Annotated in this window: 20 protein-coding genes; 9 read left to right on the forward strand and 11 right to left on the reverse strand. The window is 65.7% G+C overall.

Annotation, left to right across the window (positions count from 1 at the left end):
- Nucleotides 1-84: 84 nt before the first annotated feature.
- Nucleotides 85-1,026 carry a LysR family transcriptional regulator gene (locus tag ACO2Q9_RS05120; RefSeq protein WP_423308954.1) on the reverse strand — a complete coding sequence of 314 codons (942 nt, stop codon included), beginning with the start codon at nucleotides 1,024-1,026 and terminating at the stop codon, nucleotides 85-87.
- Between the two features lie 13 nt (nucleotides 1,027-1,039).
- Entirely contained in the window at nucleotides 1,040-2,128 is a 1,089-nt protein-coding gene (apbC, locus tag ACO2Q9_RS05125; protein WP_423308956.1) for an iron-sulfur cluster carrier protein ApbC, read from the reverse strand.
- Nucleotides 2,129-2,234: 106 nt separating this feature from the next.
- On the opposite strand from apbC, the gene metG reads away from it, so the two are divergent.
- Nucleotides 2,235-4,331, forward strand: a complete 2,097-nt coding sequence (metG, locus tag ACO2Q9_RS05130; RefSeq protein ID WP_423308958.1) for a methionine--tRNA ligase — start codon at nucleotides 2,235-2,237, stop codon at nucleotides 4,329-4,331.
- A 10-nt stretch (nucleotides 4,332-4,341) separates the two neighbouring features.
- Nucleotides 4,342-5,097: a YoaK family protein gene (locus ACO2Q9_RS05135; protein ID WP_423308960.1), complete on the forward strand. Its 756-nt coding sequence runs from the start codon at nucleotides 4,342-4,344 to the stop codon at nucleotides 5,095-5,097.
- Here the strand turns inward: ACO2Q9_RS05135 and ACO2Q9_RS05140 are convergent.
- Entirely contained in the window at nucleotides 5,089-6,762 is a 1,674-nt protein-coding gene (locus ACO2Q9_RS05140) for a sensor domain-containing diguanylate cyclase (RefSeq protein WP_423308962.1), read from the reverse strand. The two genes, ACO2Q9_RS05135 and ACO2Q9_RS05140, sit on opposite strands and share 9 nt — an antisense overlap.
- A gap of 109 nt (nucleotides 6,763-6,871) precedes the next feature.
- Between ACO2Q9_RS05140 and ACO2Q9_RS05145 the strand changes: the two genes are divergently transcribed.
- Nucleotides 6,872-8,533: a SulP family inorganic anion transporter gene (locus tag ACO2Q9_RS05145; RefSeq protein ID WP_423308964.1), complete on the forward strand. Its 1,662-nt coding sequence runs from the start codon at nucleotides 6,872-6,874 to the stop codon at nucleotides 8,531-8,533.
- A 17-nt stretch (nucleotides 8,534-8,550) separates the two neighbouring features.
- On the opposite strand, the gene bamE is transcribed toward ACO2Q9_RS05145, so the two are convergent.
- Entirely contained in the window at nucleotides 8,551-9,075 is a 525-nt protein-coding gene (gene bamE, locus ACO2Q9_RS05150; protein WP_423308966.1) for an outer membrane protein assembly factor BamE domain-containing protein, read from the reverse strand.
- A 38-nt stretch (nucleotides 9,076-9,113) separates the two neighbouring features.
- On the opposite strand from bamE, the gene ACO2Q9_RS05155 reads away from it, so the two are divergent.
- Together ACO2Q9_RS05155 and ACO2Q9_RS05160 are read left to right on the forward strand one after the other, a co-directional pair.
- The gene (locus tag ACO2Q9_RS05155) at nucleotides 9,114-9,320 is read left to right on the forward strand and encodes a DUF3460 family protein (RefSeq protein ID WP_423308968.1); all 207 of its coding nucleotides are present in this window, start codon (nucleotides 9,114-9,116) and stop codon (nucleotides 9,318-9,320) included.
- Nucleotides 9,321-9,379: 59 nt separating this feature from the next.
- Nucleotides 9,380-10,177, forward strand: coding sequence for a segregation and condensation protein A (locus tag ACO2Q9_RS05160; RefSeq protein WP_423309934.1), 798 nt, complete (start codon nucleotides 9,380-9,382; stop codon nucleotides 10,175-10,177).
- A gap of 19 nt (nucleotides 10,178-10,196) precedes the next feature.
- Here the strand turns inward: ACO2Q9_RS05160 and ACO2Q9_RS05165 are convergent, their stop codons facing one another.
- The 4 genes from ACO2Q9_RS05165 to ACO2Q9_RS05180 form a co-directional block, all read right to left on the reverse strand.
- Nucleotides 10,197-11,189, reverse strand: coding sequence for an NAD(P)H-dependent glycerol-3-phosphate dehydrogenase (locus ACO2Q9_RS05165; protein WP_423308970.1), 993 nt, complete (start codon nucleotides 11,187-11,189; stop codon nucleotides 10,197-10,199).
- A gap of 39 nt (nucleotides 11,190-11,228) precedes the next feature.
- Nucleotides 11,229-11,684 (reverse strand): protein-export chaperone SecB, encoded by a 456-nt coding sequence (gene secB, locus ACO2Q9_RS05170; protein WP_423308972.1) that lies wholly within the window; start codon nucleotides 11,682-11,684, stop codon nucleotides 11,229-11,231.
- A gap of 132 nt (nucleotides 11,685-11,816) precedes the next feature.
- Nucleotides 11,817-12,077, reverse strand: a complete 261-nt coding sequence (gene grxC / locus ACO2Q9_RS05175) for a glutaredoxin 3 (RefSeq protein ID WP_423308974.1) — start codon at nucleotides 12,075-12,077, stop codon at nucleotides 11,817-11,819.
- 22 nt (nucleotides 12,078-12,099) lie between these two features.
- A complete protein-coding gene (locus tag ACO2Q9_RS05180; RefSeq protein WP_423309936.1) occupies nucleotides 12,100-12,450 on the reverse strand; it encodes a rhodanese-like domain-containing protein in 351 nt (116 codons plus the stop codon).
- A 137-nt stretch (nucleotides 12,451-12,587) separates the two neighbouring features.
- On the opposite strand from ACO2Q9_RS05180, the gene gpmA reads away from it, so the two are divergent.
- From gpmA to ACO2Q9_RS05195, 3 genes are all read left to right on the forward strand, one after another.
- Nucleotides 12,588-13,331 carry a 2,3-diphosphoglycerate-dependent phosphoglycerate mutase gene (gene gpmA / locus ACO2Q9_RS05185; RefSeq protein ID WP_423308976.1) on the forward strand — a complete coding sequence of 248 codons (744 nt, stop codon included), beginning with the start codon at nucleotides 12,588-12,590 and terminating at the stop codon, nucleotides 13,329-13,331.
- Between the two features lie 181 nt (nucleotides 13,332-13,512).
- Nucleotides 13,513-14,949 carry a S41 family peptidase gene (locus tag ACO2Q9_RS05190; protein ID WP_423308978.1) on the forward strand — a complete coding sequence of 479 codons (1,437 nt, stop codon included), beginning with the start codon at nucleotides 13,513-13,515 and terminating at the stop codon, nucleotides 14,947-14,949.
- Nucleotides 14,950-14,971: 22 nt separating this feature from the next.
- On the forward strand, nucleotides 14,972-15,724 hold the full coding sequence (locus ACO2Q9_RS05195; RefSeq protein ID WP_423308980.1) for a HesA/MoeB/ThiF family protein: 753 nt from the start codon (nucleotides 14,972-14,974) through the stop codon (nucleotides 15,722-15,724).
- 13 nt (nucleotides 15,725-15,737) lie between these two features.
- Here the strand turns inward: ACO2Q9_RS05195 and ACO2Q9_RS05200 are convergent, their stop codons facing one another.
- Nucleotides 15,738-17,894 (reverse strand): AsmA family protein, encoded by a 2,157-nt coding sequence (locus tag ACO2Q9_RS05200; RefSeq protein WP_423308982.1) that lies wholly within the window; start codon nucleotides 17,892-17,894, stop codon nucleotides 15,738-15,740.
- Nucleotides 17,894-18,085 (reverse strand): hypothetical protein, encoded by a 192-nt coding sequence (locus tag ACO2Q9_RS05205; protein ID WP_423308984.1) that lies wholly within the window; start codon nucleotides 18,083-18,085, stop codon nucleotides 17,894-17,896. Before ACO2Q9_RS05205 ends, ACO2Q9_RS05200 begins: the two co-directional genes overlap by 1 nt.
- A gap of 214 nt (nucleotides 18,086-18,299) precedes the next feature.
- Here ACO2Q9_RS05205 and ACO2Q9_RS05210 point away from each other — a divergent pair, with 214 nt between their 5' ends.
- Complete coding sequence (locus ACO2Q9_RS05210) at nucleotides 18,300-18,698, forward strand: response regulator (protein ID WP_423308986.1); 399 nt, start codon at nucleotides 18,300-18,302, stop codon at nucleotides 18,696-18,698.
- A 26-nt stretch (nucleotides 18,699-18,724) separates the two neighbouring features.
- Here ACO2Q9_RS05210 and ACO2Q9_RS05215 read toward each other — a convergent pair whose 3' ends face one another.
- On the reverse strand, nucleotides 18,725-19,357 hold the full coding sequence (locus ACO2Q9_RS05215) for a response regulator (protein WP_423308988.1): 633 nt from the start codon (nucleotides 19,355-19,357) through the stop codon (nucleotides 18,725-18,727).
- Nucleotides 19,358-19,431 lie beyond the last annotated feature (74 nt).

Here is a 19,431-nt window from a genome sequence, read left to right on the forward strand (position 1 = left end):
AGTGGGGTGCAGTCGCGTCAAATCAGATCGGCACATGGGCCGATTCAGGTCACGAATGGGTCCGGGAAGAAACCGCGAAGAAATTCAGCGGCCCAGCGACCCGCTGTGTGCGGCAGCGTGGGCCAGCCAGCCGGCGTCTTCCGCCAGCGCCACAGCGGCATCGATGGCCCGGGTGGGTTGGGCACTGCGCGCGCGGATGAAGCCGATGGGCGTGCGCACGTCCGGCGCGGTGAGCGGCAGGGCTTCCAGTTCACCCTGCCCGCGGACGACCGCGACCAGCGCGCCGGGCAGCACGCTGCACACGTCGCCCGCCGCCACGCTGAGGGCCAGCGTGAGGATGGAATTGGTCTCGATCGCCGGCTCGACGGCGATGCCTGCCTGCGTGAACGCATCGTCCACGATCTGCCGGTTGTGCATGTCGGGCGTCAGCAGGCACAGCGGCTCGCGCGCGGCCTCGTGCCAATCCACCGGGTCACCGACCCGCAGTTCCGCCGTGCGGCCGGCCGCGCGACGCAGCAAGAAGTAGTGCTCCGTGTATTGCTGCTGCGTAGCCAGGCGCGCGTGATCCGCACCCAGCCGTTCGATGTAGCCCAGCGCCAGATCGAGCGACAGATCCTGGACGCCCTCTTCCAGCGCCGAAGAGGTCATCGACACCACCACAGGCCGGATACCGGGGTGCCGCGCCCGCAGCCTCGCCGCGAACCGTGCGGCAATCGGCATGGCCGTCGGCACGGCACCCAGCCGCAGGCGGCCCACGGGCTGACCCTCCAGGCTCGCCAGCTCCTGCGAAAGCGCTTCCCTCTCGCGCAGCATGCGCTGTGCTGCGGCCAGTACGCGCTCGCCTTCGGGCGTCAGCCCGGCGTAGTTCTGACCGCGCTTGACGATCAGCACGCCGAACTCTTTTTCCAGCGCGCGCAGCGCGTTGGACAGCGCCGGCTGTGTGATGTGGCTGGCCTGCGCGGCCCGCCCGAAATGCCTGTGCTCGTCCAGCGCAACCAGATAGCGGAACGAGGCAAGCAGGTTCATCGGGCCATTCGGTTCAGGTGTTCTTGCTGATGGTGATGCTCGGGAACTTCGCGGAGAAGTCCTTGGCCTTCTTCGCTATGCCCACGGCGACTTCGCGCGCGACGGATTTGTAGATACCCGCGATCTCGCCGTCCGGGTCGGCCACCACCGTGGGACGGCCCGAGTCGGCCTGCACGCGGATCTTCAGGTCCAGCGGCAGTGCGCCGAGGTAGTCCATGTCGTATTCCGCCGCCATCTTCTTGCCGCCGTCGCTGCCGAAGATGTGCTCCACGTGGCCGCAGTTGCTGCACACGTGCACGGCCATGTTCTCCACCACGCCGAGGATGGGCACGCCCACTTTTTCGAACATCTTGATGGCCTTGCGCGCGTCCAGCAGGGCGATGTCCTGCGGGGTGGTGACGATCACCGCGCCGGTCATGGGCACGCGCTGGCTCAGCGTGAGCTGGATGTCGCCGGTGCCCGGCGGCAGGTCGACGATGAGGTAATCCAGGTCTTTCCAGTTGGTCTGGCGCAGCAGTTGCTCCAGGGCCTGGGTGGCCATGGGGCCACGCCAGATCATGGCTTCGTCCTGGGCCACCAGGAAGCCGATGGACATGACCTGTACGCCATAGTTTTCGAGCGGCTCCATGGTGGAGCCGTCTTCGCTCTCGGGACGCGCGTCGATGCCCATCATCATGGGCTGGCTGGGGCCGTAGATGTCAGCATCGAGCAGCCCGACCGTCGCACCCTCGGCGGCCAGCGCCAGCGCGAGATTGACGGCCGTGGTGCTCTTGCCCACACCGCCCTTGCCCGAGGCCACGGCGATGATGTTCTTCACATTGGGCATGAGCGCGACGCCGCGCTGCACCGCATGGGCGATGACGCGGGTGCTGATGTTGACCGATACGTTCTGCACGCCGGGCACGCCCTTGGCGGCAGCGATCAGCGCACGGCGCAGTTCGGGAATGAGGCTCTTGGCCGGATAGCCGAGCTCGACGTCGAACGACACGTCGCCGCCGTCGACGCTCAGGTTCTTCAGCGCCTTGGTGGTGACGAAATCGCGGCCGGTCTGGGGATCGGCGACGGCCTGCAGGGCCTGCAGCAGTTGTTCCTGGGTTGCCATGGATGGTTTTCTCTGGGGAAGTGGGGGGCGCGCCGGGTCTTGTCGCCCGGCTGGGGTGCAGTGTAGCCACAACCCATAAAATCGCCGGTTCCCCCGGAAAAACACCATGCCCGCAAGCACGACACCCCAACGCAAGATTTTCGTGACGACCGCGCTGCCGTATGCCAACGGCAAGTTCCACATCGGTCACATCATGGAGTACATCCAGGCCGACATCTGGGTGCGTCACCAGCGCATGGGCGGGCACATGGTGCATTTCGTCGGCGCCGACGACGCACACGGCGCGCCGATCATGATCGCGGCCGAGAAGGCCGGCAGGACCCCGCAGCAGTTCGTGGGCGAGATCGCCGCCGGCCGCAAGCAGTACCTGGACGGTTTCCACGTGCGCTTCGACAACTGGCATTCGACCGACAGCCCGGAAAACACCGAACTCGCGCAGGGCATCTACAGGAAGCTCAAGGCCGCGGGCAAGATTTCCACGCGCACCATCGAGCAGTTCTACGACCCGGTGAAGGGCATGTTCCTGCCCGACCGCTACATCAAGGGCGAATGCCCCACCTGCCACGCCAAAGACCAGTACGGCGACAGCTGCGAGGTGTGCTCGAGCGTCTACGCGCCCACCGACCTGATCAACCCCTACTCCACGCTCACTGGCGCCACGCCAGAGCTGCGCAGCTCCGAGCATTTCTTCTTCAAGCTGTCCGACGCCGACGTGGTCGAATTCCTCAAGGGCTGGACGCAGGGCAGCAACGCCCAGGGCCAGCCGCGCCTGCAGGCCGAGATGGCCAGGAAGGCCGGCGAATGGTTCGAAGCCGGCATGAACGACTGGGACATCTCGCGCGAAGCGCCCTACTTCGGCATCGAGATTCCCGACCTGCCCGAAGGCGCGCCGCGCAAGTATTTTTACGTCTGGCTGGACGCGCCCATCGGCTACCTCGCCAGCCTCAAGAACCACTTCGACAAAGGCCAGGCGAAGGATCACTGGCACGAAGCCTCGCGCACCCCGCTGGGTTTCGACGAATTCATGGCCGATCCGGCTGTGGAACAGGTGCACTTTATCGGCAAGGACATCGTGTACTTCCACACGCTGTTCTGGCCTGCGATGCTGCAGTTCAGCGGGCGCAAGACCCCCAGCCAGGTCAACGTGCACGGCTTCATCACCGTGAGCGGCGAGAAGATGAGCAAGAGCCGCGGCACCGGCATCGACCCGCTCAAGTACCTGAGCCTGGGCATGAACCCCGAATGGCTGCGCTACTACATCGCCGCCAAGCTCAACGGCCGCGTGGAAGACGTGGACTTCACGGCCGAGGACTTCATGGCCCGCGTGAACGCCGACCTGATCGGCAAGTACGTGAACATCGCCAGCCGTGCGGTCAAGTTCATTCCCGACGGCTTGCTGGCGGAGTCGCCGGCGCACCCGAAGGCTGCGGGGCTGGTGGCGCAGATCCGTGCGCTCTACGAATCACGCGACTACGGCAAGGCGCTGCGCGAGATCATGGCCTTCGCCGACGAAGTGAACCTGGGCTTCGATTCGGCCGCGCCGTGGAAGCTGGTGAAAGAAGGCAAGCGCGCCGAAGCCGCGCGCGTCTGCTCCGAATGCATCGAGGCCTTCAAGATCATGACGGCCTGCCTGAAGCCCGTGCTGCCCGAACTGGCGGCGCAGGCCGAAGCGTTCCTGAACGCACCGTCGCTCGACTGGTCCAACGCTGCAACGCCGCTGGGTGCGGGCCATCAGGTCGGCAGCTACAAGCACCTGATGCAGCGCGTGGAAGACAAGCAGCTCGATGCGCTGTTCGAGCCGCCAGCTGCGCCGGCCGCGCCTGAACCCGAAAAGGTCGTGCCCGGTGGCGAAGAACTTGCGCCCACCATCACCATCGACGACTTCACGAAGATCGACCTGCGCATCGCGAAGATCGTGAACTGCGAAGCCGTCGAGGGTTCGACCAAGCTGCTGCGCCTCACACTCGACGTGGGGGAAGGCCGCGAGCGGAACGTGTTCAGCGGCATCGCCAGCGCCTACAAACCCGAAGAACTCGTCGGCAAGCTCACCGTGATGGTGGCGAACCTTGCGCCGCGCAAGATGAAGTTCGGCGTGTCCGAAGGCATGGTTCTGGCCGCCAGCCACGGCGACGAGAAGGCCGAGCCGGGCATCTACGTGCTCAACCCGTGGCCGGGCGCGCAGCCTGGCATGCGGGTACGCTGACACCGTTGCCGTGCCCGGCCAGTTCCTGCGGACCCTCGTCAGCGCCGAGCGCACGGTGCGGGCGAATCGCCAGCTGGGCTGTACGCTGGCGTTCATCGCGGGCGCGGTCAATGCGGGTGGCTTCCTGGCGATCGGCCGTTACACCTCGCACATGACGGGCATCGTGTCGTCCATTGCCGACGACCTGGCGCTCTCGCTGGTCTGGCCGGCGCTCACCGGCGCTGTGCTTCTGCTCGTTTTCACCGCCGGCGCCATGGTGACCGCCATCCTTGCCAACTGGGCACGCCAGCGCAGGATGCACAGCGAGTACGCCCTTCCCCTGATGCTCGAAGCCCTGCTGCTCATCGCCTTCGGCCTGCTCGGCGACCGGCTGGACAGCAACCGTACGCTGCTGGCCCCCGCCACCGCCGTCGTCCTGTGCTTTCTCATGGGCCTGCAGAATGCGGTCGTGACGAAGATCTCGAAGGCGGTCATCCGGACCACGCACATGACGGGTGTCATCACCGACCTGGGCATCGAACTGGGCAAACTCGTCTACCGCAACACGGACCGCGGGATTCAACCCTACCGGGTCGTCGCCGACCGTGACAGGCTGACGATCCTGTCGATGCTGCTGGGCTGCTTTTTCGTCGGCGCGCTGACCGGCGCGATCGCGTTCAAGCACCTGGGCTTCGCCTCCGCCCTGCCATTCGCCGCCATGCTGGTCACGCTCGCCATCCTGCCGATCGTCGACGACCTGCGCGTGCGCGCCGGCAAGTCACTCTAGAAAGCGCAGCGCCTTGCCCGGCCGGGCCTGCAGTTCCTCGATGAGCAGTTGCAGGTCGTCGAGCAGTTCCTCGGCGTCCTCGCAGTCGAGGGGTGGCACCGAGGCCGCCACCAGCAGGCGCAGCGACTGCTTCTCCGGCAGGTCACTCGTGTGCGCGAGGCCACGCGCGATGATGCGTTGCGCCGCTTCGCCGGCCTGCTCGCGGCTGGGCGCGTTGCCCAGCAGCAGCACGAAATCGCCGTTGCGATGCCGGGCCACGGTATCACCCTCGCGCGCCACGCGGCCGATGCACGCGCCCGCGTGGACCAGCGCCGTCTGGAGCACATCCGATCCGTACTCGTCCTGGATCTGGCGGGCATTGCCCACGCGCACGCGCAGCACGGCCATGTCCGCCCCACCACGCCGCAGTTGCTGGTCGAGCCGCTCCACCAGTACACGGTGGCTGGACAGACCCGTGAGCGGATCGACGCGTGCGAGATGGCTCATGCGTGCCTGGTTGTCACGCCGTTCCCGGCTTCGGAAATGCAGGCCCGCCATCAGCAGTGGCACCTCGATGCCCGCGCCGACCTGCGCGCCGAACTGGGTGAGCGGGCTCATCGCCAGCATCCCCAGGTTGCGCAACACGGCGAACACCGCCCCCACGAACAGCACGCCGAACGCCGCCACGAACCACCAGCCGACGCGCGGGTTGCGCTGCGCGTAGGCCATCATCGCCACGATGCACAGCGGCGAGCACAACAGGAAATAGTAGTTGGCGAACCGGAACGCGACGTTGCGGTCGACCCCGGTGAACGACGCGATGAGCGCCAGCCCCGCAAGGCAGTAGACGACGAGCGCCGCACGCCAGCCGCGCCCCGAACGCTCGCTCACCACGCGGTAGGTGAACCAGCCCGCCGCGACGGCACTCACCAGCGGCAGGATCACGGAGCTGTAGTCATTCCACACCGGATGCGTCGACCAGACGAACTGTCCACCCGCCCCCGTCAGGCTCACCTGCGTGAGACCGATCGACAGCACATAGAAGGCCGCGGTCAGGTACAGGCGGTCGCGCCAGGCGAACCAGTTGAATGCACACAGGCCGACCACCAGCAGCACGAAGCCCAGATAGGCACCGAGCAGCAGCAACAGGTACTGGTTGGCCGTGTGGAAGTCGGGTTCGGCCCACACACGCCACGGCAGTGTCACCGGATGGTTGTGCACCACACGCACCAGTACGCTCGCCGGCTGGCCGGCTTGCGTGGGCACGACGAAAGCGGGATGCAGGTGCCGCAGCGCCCAGTCGGCCACGGCGATCGAATCGCCCGAAAGCAGCACGGTCCAGTTGCCGTCGGCCTGTCGCAGGAATACTTCCGCAAGGTTGATGCCGGAGTGGGGAATGCTCAGCACCGCCGGGGTCGTCATGGACGGCAGGTCGAAGCGGAACCAGACGGCCGCATCGTGCGAGAACGGGTAGAAGACGGATTCGTCATAGGGCGCGCCCTGCCCGGCCGCCATGCGGGCCAGCGCTTCGTCGGCGCTCCAGCGGCCGCCCGCATCCGTCAGTGCTGTGCCGTGTGCGGGCTCACCGCCCCACAGCAAGGGTTCGGCCCGGGCGTGACCGGCCGGCAGCCCGATGCAAACCGTGCAGACCATCCACAGCACCAGCCTCCGCAGCCACCCCGTCACACCTGTCGCTCCATGAGTTCACTGTACCTGCACACGCTAGCACGGGCCATGCCGCAAAGATGGGATTGCTGACTTCGTACGCACCCCGGCGTACACTGCGCCGCAGGCCATGCTGCAAGCCTCGTTCGCCTTCCGTCCCCGACTGATCGACGCCCTCGCCGGGTACAACCGCGAGCGGTTCGGGCGCGACGTGGCGGCCGGTCTCACCGTCGGCATCGTGGCACTGCCGCTGGCCATGGCGTTCGCCATCGCGAGCGGCCTCAAACCCGAAGCGGGCATCTTCACCGCCATCATTGCAGGCTTCCTCATCTCGGCGCTGGGCGGCAGCCGCGTGCAGATCGGCGGACCAGCCGGCGCCTTCATCGTCGTCGTCTACGGCATCGTCGAGCGCTATGGGCTCGCCAACCTCATCATTGCCACCGCCATGTCGGGCGTGCTGCTGTTCCTGATGGGCCTGTTCCGCCTGGGCACGCTGATCCGCTTCATTCCCGTCGCGGTCGTGATCGGCTTCACCAACGGCATCGCCGTGCTGATCGGCTTGTCGCAGGTCAAGGATTTCCTCGGGCTGTCGGTCACCACGATGCCGGCGGATTTCTTCGGCATCCTTTCCACCATCGGGCACAACCTGCACACCGCCAACCCCGCGGCACTGGCCATCGCCGCCGGCTCGCTGGCGGTGGTGGTGCTGTGGCAACGCGTGGCCGCGAAGATCGGCCCGCCCGTGCGCATGGGCAGCAAGCTCAGCAGCGTGCCCGGCTCCATCGTGGCGCTGGTGCTGGCCACGTTGCTGGTGAGCCTGTTCGATCTGCCGGTGGACACCATCGGCAGCCGCTTCGGCGGCATCCCGGCCTCGCTGCCCGCATTCGTGCTGCCAGCGTTCAGCTGGGAATCCGCACGTTTCCTGCTGGTGCCCACACTCACGCTCGCGCTGCTCGGCGCCATCGAGTCGCTGCTGTGCGCCCGTGTGGCCGACAGCATGATCGGCGACCGCCACAACCCCAACCAGGAACTCATGGCGCAGGGCGTGGCCAACTTCATCACCCCCTTCTTCGGCGGCATGCCGGCCACCGGCACGATCGCCCGCACCATGACCAACGTCAAGAACGGCGCAACCAGTCCTGTCGCGGGCATGGTGCATGCGGTCACGTTGCTGCTCGTGATCCTCGTCGCAGCGCCGCTGGCCACCGATGTGCCGCTGGCTGCGCTGGCCGCCATCCTGATGTTCGTGGCGTGGAACATGGGCGAATGGCGCGAGTTCCTGCATCTGCGCCACTACCGGCTGCCCTATCGCCTGACGCTGCTGGCGGTGTTCCTGCTCACCGTGATCTTCGACCTGACGGTGGCGGTGGAAGTCGGTCTCATCGCGGCCTGCGTCACCTTCATCTACCGCATCTCCAGCCTTTCGCGTTCGGAAGCGGTCACTTCGGCCAGTCACCCCGTTCTGGCCGGGCACGAGGGCGAGGTCGCCGCATGGCGCATGTACGGCGCCGTCTTCTTCGGCGCAGTGAAGCTGGTGGAGGCGATGGAGGACAGGTTGCCCGCGCGTGTGCTCGTGCTCGATCTCAAGAATGTGATCTACGTCGACTCATCGGGTGCCGATGCCCTGACCGACCTGGCAAGCGCCTGCCAGCGCCAGGGCGTGCGGCTGCTCATGTGCGGGCTGAACCACCAGCCGCTGGACATCCTGCAGCGCGTGGGCTTCACCGCCTTGCTGGGTGAGGACAACCTCTGTCCGGATCTGGCGACAGGGCTGGCCCGGGCCACGGGATAGGCGCCTGCCTGCAGCATCTATTTCGGCTGTACTTCCGGATCGATGATCGAGCCGGTCCGCGCCACATACAAATCCTTGTCGAAGACCACGGTGAAGATCTTCGAATCCGCCATATTCGGCCCGTCCAGGTAGCGCCAGTCGAAGTGCGTTTCATTCTTCAGCGGATACGGCGTCACCTTCATCGGCTTGCCGAGCACGCGGCGCACTTCCTCCAGCTTCATGCCGGGCCGGACTTTCGCAAAGTTCTCCGGCGTGAGCACCTGCCGCAGCGCAGACATCTTTCCGTCCGTGCCGATGGTGATCATGTAGTTGCGATGCCCCGCCGGCTGCTGGCTGTATTCGAAGACGCGGGCTCCCGCCGGACCTTCCCAGACCTGCTGCGGATCGCCGAAGCGGGCGCGCACATCCGCCTCCGTCGAGACGCCCTCTTCCAGTTCGCTGATGCGTTGCGGATCGCACCCGGCCAGCACCAGCAGGCCGGTCGCAAGCATTGCCGCCAGCAACCATCCCGTCCATCGCCCGCGCCCATGTGACTTGTCCATGCCTCTCCCGGTAAAATCGCGCCAGAGGTCCCAAGTCTATGTCCATCTTCCGCCGCCCCGATTACAAGTCCGACACCACGCAGTTCATCGACCAGCTGAAAGCCCAGAAGCCTGAACTGGAAGCCGGACAGCATGCCGGCCGCGCCCTGCTGTGGGACAAGAACGTGGATCGCAGCGCCTGGAGCGAATTCCGAGCCGGCCAGGTCCCCCAGCAGCCCTACGTCTACCAGACGCGCGGCAAGTGAACATTTCGGCAGATACCGCCGAGCTCCCCGGGCCGCCCGACGGGGCCCCGCTGCCGGACATGCCTCAGGTGGTCGACCATGTCGCCGTCGCGCGGCTGTACGGTGAGCCGCTGTTCACGCTGCCGCAGGACCTGTACATCCCGCCCGATGCGCTCGAGGTGTTCCTCGAAGCCTTCGAAGGCCCGCTCGACCTGCTGCTTTACCTGATCCGCAAGCAGAACTTCAACATCCTGGACATTCCCATGGCGGGCCTCACCCGCCAGTACCTCACGTACGTTGACGAGATCCGCACCAGCAACCTGGAGCTGGCCGCCGAGTACCTGCTGATGGCAGCGATGCTCATCGAGATCAAGTCGCGCATGCTGCTGCCGCCCAAGAAGACGGCCGAAGGCGAGGAAGCGGAGGACCCACGCGCCGAACTGGTCCGCCGCCTGCTGGAATACGAGCAGATGAAGCTGGCCGCTGCGCGCCTGAACGCGTTGCCGCAGTTCGGGCGCGACTTCCTCAAGGCGCAGGTCTACATCGAGCAGTCGCTGCAGCCGCGCTTTCCCGAAGTGCATCTGGTCGACCTGCGGGAAGCGTGGGCCGACATCCTCAAGCGCGCCAGGCTCGTGCAGCACCACAAGATCAGCCGCGAAGAGCTCAGCGTGCGCGAGCACATGAGCATCGTGCTGCGCACACTGCAGGGCCGCAAGTTCGTGGAGTTCGAGAACCTGTTCGACCCCGCCCGCGGGACTGCCGTGATGGTGGTGACCTTCATCGCGGTGCTCGAACTGGCCAAGGAAACGCTGATCGAGATCACGCAGGCCGAGGCTTTCGCGCCCATTTACGTGCGGCTGGCTTACTCACCGGCCTGACGACGGCCGACCGATCCGCTCAGGTTTCGTCGCGCGCATCGCGCTGCATCAGCACCTTCACCGCTTCGGCAGGCTTCATGCGGCCGTCCAGCAGCGCCACCACGGCCTCGCTGATCGGCATGTCCACGCCGAGACCGTGCGCACGCTGTGCAACGGTACGCGCGCAATACACACCTTCGGCGACATGGCCGAGCGAATCGACTGCCTCCTTCAGCGTCCGGCCTTGCGCCAGCAACAGGCCGACCTTGCGGTTGCGGCTGAGGTCGCCCGTGGCGGTCAGGACCAGATCGCCCAGGCCCGACAGGCCCATGAAGGTGTCGGCCCGCGCACCCAGCGCCTGGCCCAGCCGCGTCATCTCGGCAAGACCGCGCGTGATCAGCGCCGCGCGGGCATTGAGCCCGAGGCCCAGCCCGTCGCACAGGCCGGTGGCAATGGCCAGCACGTTCTTCACCGCGCCGCCCACCTCCACGCCCACGAGATCCTCGTTGGCATAGACGCGCAGCGCCGGGCTGTGGAACGCATCGACGAGCAGGTTGCGGACTTCCGCATGGCTGCTGGCGGCTACGAGCGCCGTGGGCTGGCCACGCGCGACTTCGAGCGCAAAGCTCGGCCCGCTGAGTGCGCCGGCCTTCAGGCCAGGCGCCACCTGCGCGCAGACCTCATGCGGCAACAGGCCCGCCGCATGCGAGGCAGACATCTCGAAGCCCTTGCAGAGCCACGCGACGGGAACGGGTGAGTCGGCCAGCGCGCCGAGCCATTCGCGCAGCGCCGCCATCGGCGTCGCCACGATGACCACATCGGCTTGCGCAGCCACGGCCGACGCGTCGCCGTGCGCGATGCGCAAAGTTGAGGGCAGTTGCACGCCCGGCAGGTAGCGCTGGTTTTCATGACTGGCGGCGATCGCCTCCGCCTGGGACGCGTCGCGCGCCCATAGCGTCACGTCGTGACGCGGGGCTGCGCTGGCAGCCATGGCCGTGCCCCAGGCCCCCGCACCGAGCACCGCGATCTTCATGCGGTGCTCCGGTGCATGCGGCTTTCGCCGCAACGGAAATTACTGGGTGATGATGCCCGGAGCATTCTGCGCGGCCTGGGCCTGCTGCTGCTCGAACATGGCCTGGAAGTTGATTTCCGCCAGGTGCACGGGCGGGAAGCCGCCGCGCTGGATGACGTCAGCCACGTTGCCGCGCAGGTACGGGTAGACGATCTGCGGACAGGCGATGCCCAGGATGGGGCCCATCTGGTCCTGCGGCAGGTTGCGGATCTCGAAGATGCCGGCTTGCTTGGCTTCGATCAGGAACACGGTCTTGTCCTTGACCTTGGTCTGCACCGTGGCGGACACGGTCACTTCGAACACGCCGTCGGCCACGGGCTGGGCGTCCACGCCCAGCTGGATATCCACCGCAGGCTGGTCCTGCTCGAGCAGGATGGCGGGGGAGTTGGGCTGCTCCAGCGAGAGGTCCTTGAGGTAGACGCGCTGGATCTGGAACACGGGATCTTGGTCAGCCATTTGGCAGTACTTTCGGGAGTTTGGATTCGGAAGGGCCTGCCGGCCAAGCGATCAGGGCGCAAGGGCCGGAAAACCGGAACCGGGGATTATCTCAGGTGGGCTGAGGCGGCAAAAACCCAGCCCCGTGACAGCTCAGGCGCCCTGAAGGAGGGGCTGCAAGCCGCCCCGGCTGTCCAGCGCCATCAGGTCGTCACAACCACCCACATGGGTGTCGCCGATGAAGATCTGCGGCACGGTGCGCCGGCCGGTGATCTCCATCATGCGTGCGCGCTCTGCCGGGTCGGTGTCGATGCGCACTTCGTCGATGGCTTCCACGCCGCGTGCTTTCAGCAACTGCTTGGCACGGATGCAGTAAGGGCAGACGGCGGTGGTGTACATCTTGACGGTTTGCATGGCGGTTCCTGCGGCCCGGAAATCAGGCCTTCTCAACGGGAAGGTTAGCCTCTTTCCACGCCTTGAGCCCGCCGGCCAGAACTTGGGCCTGCTCGTAACCCAGTTTTTTGGCCGTGGCCAGCGCGCGGTTGGCGCGTGCGCCGGTGGCACACACCAGGATCAGCGGCAGCGACTTGTTCCTGACCGTTTCAGGCAGCCTCTGCTCGAGCTCGGACAGGGGGATGTTTTTCGCGCCACCGACGTGGGCTTCGGCGAACTCCTCGATTTCGCACACGTCGATGACCACGGCCTTCTCGCGGTTGATGAGCTGGACGGCTGCGGCCGCCGAAAGCGTGCCGGTGCCGGCGCCGCGCAGCACGGGCCACAGCAGCATGCCGCCCGAAGCGGCGGCCACCACCACAAGGTACCAGTTGGCGGTAAGGAATTCGATGAACTTCACGGTCAGATCCTGGATTGGGTAACCGGCGATTCTAGAATGTTGCGTTTTGCACCGGAATCCATAGGCCCTACATGTACAAGCTCGTGCTGATCCGCCACGGCGAATCCACCTGGAATCTCGAAAACCGCTTCACCGGCTGGACCGACGTCGACCTGACGCCAACCGGCGTCGAACAGGCGAGGAACGCCGGCCGCCTGCTCAAGGCCGAAGGCTACGAATTCGACCTCGCCTATACCAGCGTGCTCAAGCGCGCCACCCGCACGCTGTGGCACTGCCTGGACGAAATGGACCGCACATGGTTGCCCGTGGTGCACAGCTGGCGCCTCAACGAACGCCACTATGGTGCATTGCAGGGCCTGAACAAGGCCGACATGGCCAGGGAATATGGCGACGCGCAGGTGCTGGTCTGGCGCCGCAGCTACGACACGCCGCCGCCGCCGCTGGCAGCCGACGACCCCCGCAGCGAGCGTGGCGACATCCGTTACAGCAAGCTGGACGCCGCGCAGGTGCCGCTGACCGAATGCCTGAAGGACACGGTCGCCCGTGTCCTGCCGTTCTGGAACGAGGCCATGGCCCCGGCCATCCGTGCCGGCAAGCGCATCGTGGTCGCCGCGCACGGCAATTCGATCCGCGCGCTGGTGAAGTACCTGGACGGCATTTCCGACGATGACATCGTGGGCCTGAACATCCCCAATGGCATTCCGCTGGTCTACGAACTCGACGCCGACCTCAAACCCATCCGCCACTACTACCTGGGTGACGCCGAGGCTGCAGCCAGGGCCGCTGCGGCCGTGGCGTCGCAGGGCAAGGCCTGAACGGCCGGGCTCGGCCGGTGGCACCCGGCAAAGCTTGCGTCAAAGTCAGCCCGTTACAGCCACTTTTACATCTTTATCCAACCTTCTGGCACGACTTCTGCGGAACCCCTGAATTCGCGGCGGCACCAAGGTGTATATTGGATCGCAGGTACGCGCCGAGGCGTGACAAGGGACGTGACGTATGAGCCATAAGCTGAAGATCGTGGGTTGGGTAGCCGCAGGTGCGGTGGCCGGTGTTCTGACGACGGTGTCGCTGCAGACCGCAGCACGCGGTGCGCTCGCACCCTTGCCGCTCGAGGAGCTCCAGCAGTTCGCGGCCGTGTTCGGCATCGTCAAGAGCGACTATGTCGAGCCGGTGGACGAAAAGAAGCTGATCAGCGACGCCATCTCCGGCATGGTCGCCAGCCTCGACCCGCACTCCCAGTATTTCGACAAGAAGTCCTACAAGGAATTCCGCGAAGGCACGACCGGCCGCTTCGTCGGCGTCGGCATCGAAATCTCGCAGGAAGACGGCCTGGTGAAGGTGGTTTCGCCGATCGAGGGCTCGCCCGCCTTCCGCGCAGGCCTCAAGCCCAATGACCTGATCACCAAGATCGACGACACCGCCGTCAAGGGCCTGACGCTCAGCGAAGCCGTGAAGCGCATGCGCGGCGAACCCAACACGCAGGTCGTGCTGACCATCTTCCGCAAGGAAGAAAGCCGCACCTTCACCGCCACCATCACCCGCGAGGAAATCCGCACGCAGTCGGTTCGCGGCAAGGTGGTCGAGCCCGGCTACGCCTGGATCCGCCTGAGCCAGTTCCAGGAGCGCACGGTGGACGACTTCACCCGCAAGCTGGAAGATGTTTACAAGCAGGAACCCAACCTCAAGGGCCTCGTGCTGGACCTGCGCAACGACCCGGGCGGCCTGCTGGATGCCGCCGTTGCCGTGTCGGCCGCTTTCCTGCCGCAGGACGTGACCGTGGTGTCCACCAACGGACAACTCCCGGAAAGCAAGTTCACCTACAAGGCAGCGCCCGAGTACTACCTGCGCCGCAGCAGCCTGGATCCGCTCAAACGCCTGCCGGCCGCCGTGAAGAACGTGCCGATCGTGGTGCTGGTCAATGAAGGCTCCGCCTCGGCCAGCGAAATCGTGGCCGGCGCGCTGCAAGACCACAAGCGCGCCACCATCATGGGCAGCCAGACCTTCGGCAAGGGTTCGGTGCAGACGGTGCGCCCGCTCGGCCCCGACACCGGTCTCAAGATCACCACGGCGCGCTACTACACGCCCAGCGGCCGATCCATCCAGGCCAAGGGCATCATCCCCGACGTGCTGGTGGATGAAACCGAAGAAGGCAGTCCGTTCGCCGCGCTGCGCATGCGTGAAGCCGACCTGGAAAAGCACATCAGCAGCGGCCAGGGTCCCGAAGTGAAGGACGCCGCGCGCGAAAAGGCCCGTGAAGAAGCGCGCAAGCGCCTCGAAGCCGAAGCGCTCAAAGCCCCGACGGACCGCCGTCCGCCCGAATTCGGCAACGAGAAGGACTTCCAGCTCGCACAGGCGATCAACCAGCTCAAGGGCCGCCCCGTGCTGGTGAGCAAGACGCAGGTCGAGCGCAAGGAAGAGCCCAAGGAAAATTGAGCCGGCCTCCGCCGTCAACGCATTGACTGACGACCAGCTGCTGCGCTATTCGCGCCATCTGCTGCTCGACGAGTTTTCCGAGCAAAGCCAGGAACGGCTTCTGGCTGCGCGCGCACTGGTCGTGGGTGCGGGAGGTCTCGGTTCGCCCGTGGCGCTCTATCTGGCGGCGGCTGGCGTGGGCCACATCACGGTGGCCGATCACGACACGGTCGACCTGACCAACCTCCAGCGCCAGATTGCCCACACCGAGCAGCGTGTAGGCATGGCCAAAGCCGAATCTGTCCGCCAGGCGATGGCGGGCCTCAACTCGGGAGTGGAAGTCAGGGCGCTCACGCAACGCGCGGAAGGCCCGTTGCTCGACGGACTCGTCGCCAGCGTCGATATCGTGCTCGATTGCTGCGACAACTTCAGCACGCGCCACGCGGTGAACGCGGCCTGCGTGAGACACGGCAAACCGCTGGTTTCGGGGGCTGCCATACGCTTCGACGCGCAGGTTTCCGTGTTCGATTCACGTGGGGGAACATCGCCCTGCTACGCCTGCCTGTTCCCGCCGGACGAAGCCTTCGAGGAAACGCGTTGCGCCACGATGGGCGTGTTCGCGCCGCTTGTCGGCATCGTCGGCGCCATGCAGGCGGCAGAAGCCATCAAGCTCCTCGCGGGCATCGGGGAATCACTGGCTGGCCGCCTGCTGATGCTGGATGCGCGAAGCATGTCCTGGCATGAGATGCGGGCTGAACGGCAACCCGGCTGCCCGGTCTGCGGCGCCGGTCACTGACATCCCGGGCCAGTCAGCGCCGGACTGGCGTCACGCCGGCATTGGCTGCCTGGCGGCTCGTCTCCGTATCGCCCGGCTTGCGAGCCACCGGCGGTGTCGAAGCCGACCCGCGCTTCTCCGAGGAGTCTTTCGCAGCGACATTTTTCGCCTCGGCCAGCACCGTTGCGCAGTCGGTATCCACGCCGGGGCCGGTCTCGATGGTGGCCGCCAGGGCCAGCAAGGGGTTGATGGCCCCGAGCGCCAGAGCCAGCCCGGCGCGCCCGGCCAGTGCACCCTTGTCCGGGCCGGCCGCAGGATCACTGAAGGTGCCGCCGATCTTCAGCGGCGAACGCAGGCTCAGGAAGCTGCGGTCCTTGGGGGCCGGCCGCAATGTGATGTTCAGCGTCTCGTCGGCCAGGTTCACGCGGCCCTCGCCCAGCACCACGGTGTCGGACGTGTCGAGCACCAGCGTCTCGCTCGTCATCAGGCCCTTCTGCACATTGAAGGCAGCCGCCGCGCAACGCAGTTCGACATTCCGGTCGCCCTGGAGAAAGAACTTGATGATCTCTGCGCCGTCCAGCCCCACGACTTCGAGCAACAGGTTGCTGAATCGCCCCTCGCCCATCGCCACCTGCACGTGCCCCGAAGACGAACCCAGCCATTGCGCCACGGAATTGCCGGGGCCGCGAAGGTCGATGTCGCCATTGAGGCGACCCAGGCTGTCCTTCATGCGTGAGACCGTGGGGAACATGCGGTCGAGTTGCATATTGCGCACGCTGAGCACCGCCTGCACATTCGCCGGCCGCCCCTTGCCTTCGATGATCACATGGCCCTGGATGCGGCCACCGGCCACGCCAAGTGACAACGGGTCGAGTCGCAAGGTGCTGTCCTGCAGCCGGACATGCACGCTGCCCTGCTCGATCGGCACCGCCTGCACATGGCGGATGGTGTGGGCGGTGTAGACCACGTCCGCGTTCATGGCGGCCAGACGCTGCGTATCCAGCGGCGCGTTGGGCAGAACGCGCGCGCTACCCGCAGACGTCGTCATGGTTGCGGCCTGCCGCGTCGTTGTCGATGCTGCAGGCTTGGCGACCGCCGTATTGGCTGTATTGGTGGCTGTGTTGATGGCTGTGTTGACAGTACCGGTTTGATCGGCCGTGTCGGAAGCCTGCTTGATGTTGGCCTGTTGCGACGGCGTCAGGCCGATCAGCGGCGCGAGGTCATCCATGTCCAGCACGCGTGACTGGATTTTTCCGCTGAGCAGCGGAACGGCGGGGCCCATGTCATAGGTCAGGTTGCCGGACAGGTCGGAGGTGCCGAGCTTGCCTTGCATGCCCGCCACCTGCCACTGTTCCCCTCGTACGCTGAGCTGACCCTTCAGTGCGTAGGCGGGCGTGTTCGGCAGGACGACGCCGAGCAGCGCATAGAGATCTGCCAGATCCGAGCCGCGCAGGTCGACCGCAGCATCAATGCCTTCCAGCGACGCAAGACTGGACACGGAACCCTCCGCCCTGAGCGAGGTGCGGCCGGCCTTTGCTTCGATCTTCAGCGGGAAACGCAGGTTTTCACCGATCTCGTGCAGGCGCATGACGTCACCGGCGCGGCCTTCGGCAGTGAAAGCCTGGTTCTTCCACTTGCCTTTGGCGCTGTATTGCAGCGGCAGGGCCTGCTGGGCATCGGCCAGGTTGAACTGCAGATCGATGTCTGCACCGTAGGCCGGAGCCAGGTAGCGGACCAGCCCGCCGTCCACACGTACGGTGCCGATCTTCGGCAAGTTGGACTCGTCGGATGTGTCCTCGCCCATGGCCCAGCTCCGGCGGCCGTCAGCCTCCTGCTGCAGCGAAACGCGCGGGTTGTACAGGTGCAGGCGCGGCATCTCGATCCGTCCGCGCACCAGGGGCCAGAAGGCGATATCCAGTTCGATCTTGTCGGCCTCGACGAGCTGGGCATCGCGCGCCCAGGCCGGATTGGCAAAGCGCACACCGTCCAGCGTGATGGTCGTCTCGCGACCCAGTTTCACGTCGAGATGGCGCGTGATGGCGAAGTCACGCCCGGTTTTCCCGCTCACATAGCGGTTGACGGGTTCTCGGAGAACGTCCCAGGGAAAGAAGACGACGAGGAGCGTGAGAAGGACCAGCAGCGAGAGGAACGAAGCTGCAGCAATCCTCCATGCACGCCCAAGCCGCCGCATCAATCCTCCAGCCCCAGCAGCACGAAGCTGTCGCGCATATCGACGGAAATGTCGGGCAGTGCGGCAGGCAGGGGCTGGGTCGCCGCGTGCGCCACGGCAATGTCTGCGCGTGCGGGCTCACCGAATGTCATGGCGAACGAAGCCGCCAGACCAGCCATGCCGATCATCAGGAATGCGAACGTCTGTTTCATGGGAACCTCGATGGTTGGTGTTTGCTGGACTATGCATTCGGGCCGGGCCTCCGACAGTCGGCCATCGGCATGACCGCATGTCGGCCCTTGCCTACAAATGCGGTTGTAGGAGTTCTCCTACAAGCAAAACTACCGCGGGCTGGCACAATTTTTCGCAGCCCCAGTTGCATGTTTTCAGTGCTGGCCGGGAGGGGCTTAAAAACTCTGGACCCCTGTGAGATTGAGAACCTACATCGTCGAAGACAACGCGACCATCCGCGAAAATCTCATCGGCACACTGGAAGAGCTCACCTTTGTAGAGCCGGTCGGCTTTGCTGAAACGGAATCGCAGGCGCGGCTCTGGCTCGGCGATACCGGCAATGAATGGAACCTGGCCATCGTCGACCTGTTCCTCAAGCAGGGAAGCGGTCTTGGCGTGCTGCAGGCGGTGACGAATCGCAAGCCGGACCAGAAGGTCGTCGTGCTCAGCAACTACGCGACGCCCGATATCCGCAAGCGTTGCGCGCAACTCGGCGTGGACGCCGTGTTCGACAAATCCAACGAGATCGACGCGCTGGTCGACTATTGCGTCCAGCTTTCCTCCACGCTCGGCGGGGCGGCGGACAGCCGATGAGCGACACGCGTCGCCCTGGCGTCCATTCAATCGATCAGCTTGTTCTTCAGCGCGTAGTACGTCAGGTCGCTGTTGGAGGCGAGGTTCATCTTCTCCATCAGGCGCGTGCGGTAGGTGCTCACCGTCTTCACGCTGAGGGAAAGGGTCTTGGCGATGTCACCTGCCGTCTCACCCTTGGCCAGCTTCAGGAACACCTGGAACTCGCGCTCGGAAAGCTGCTCGTGGGGTGCGGAGTCTTCCTTTCGATCGAGTTGCCGGGCCAGCAGTTCGGCCACGGCCGGCGTGATGTAGCGCCGGCCCAGCGAGATCGTGCGGATGGCGTTCACGATTTCCGCAGGATCGCACTCCTTGTTCAGGTAGCCGCTCGCGCCCTGGCGGATCAGGTTCATCGCATAGTGTTCTTCGGGGTAGCCGCTGAGGATGAGGATGCCGACATCGGGGGCCTTCGCGCGGATCATCGCGAGCGCGTCGAGGCCGCTCTGGCCGGGCATTGAAAGATCCATGACCAGCACGTCCAGCTCGGTGGTGCGCACGAGTTCGATGGCTTCGCGCCCGCTGGCCGCCTCGCCCACCACGCGAAGGTCCGTGTGCTCGGAGAAAAACTGCTTGAGACCCGAGCGCACGATGGCGTGGTCGTCCACAATCCCGATTCTGATCATTGTTCCCGTTCCTTTTATTTGCTGCCGCCGCTTGTCCTCGCGACGGTACCCTTCCCGGCCATTATTCCCGAAAT

The organism is Variovorax sp. VNK109, from assembly GCF_049445855.1.
Lineage (GTDB): Bacteria > Pseudomonadota > Gammaproteobacteria > Burkholderiales > Burkholderiaceae_C > JAGOCV01.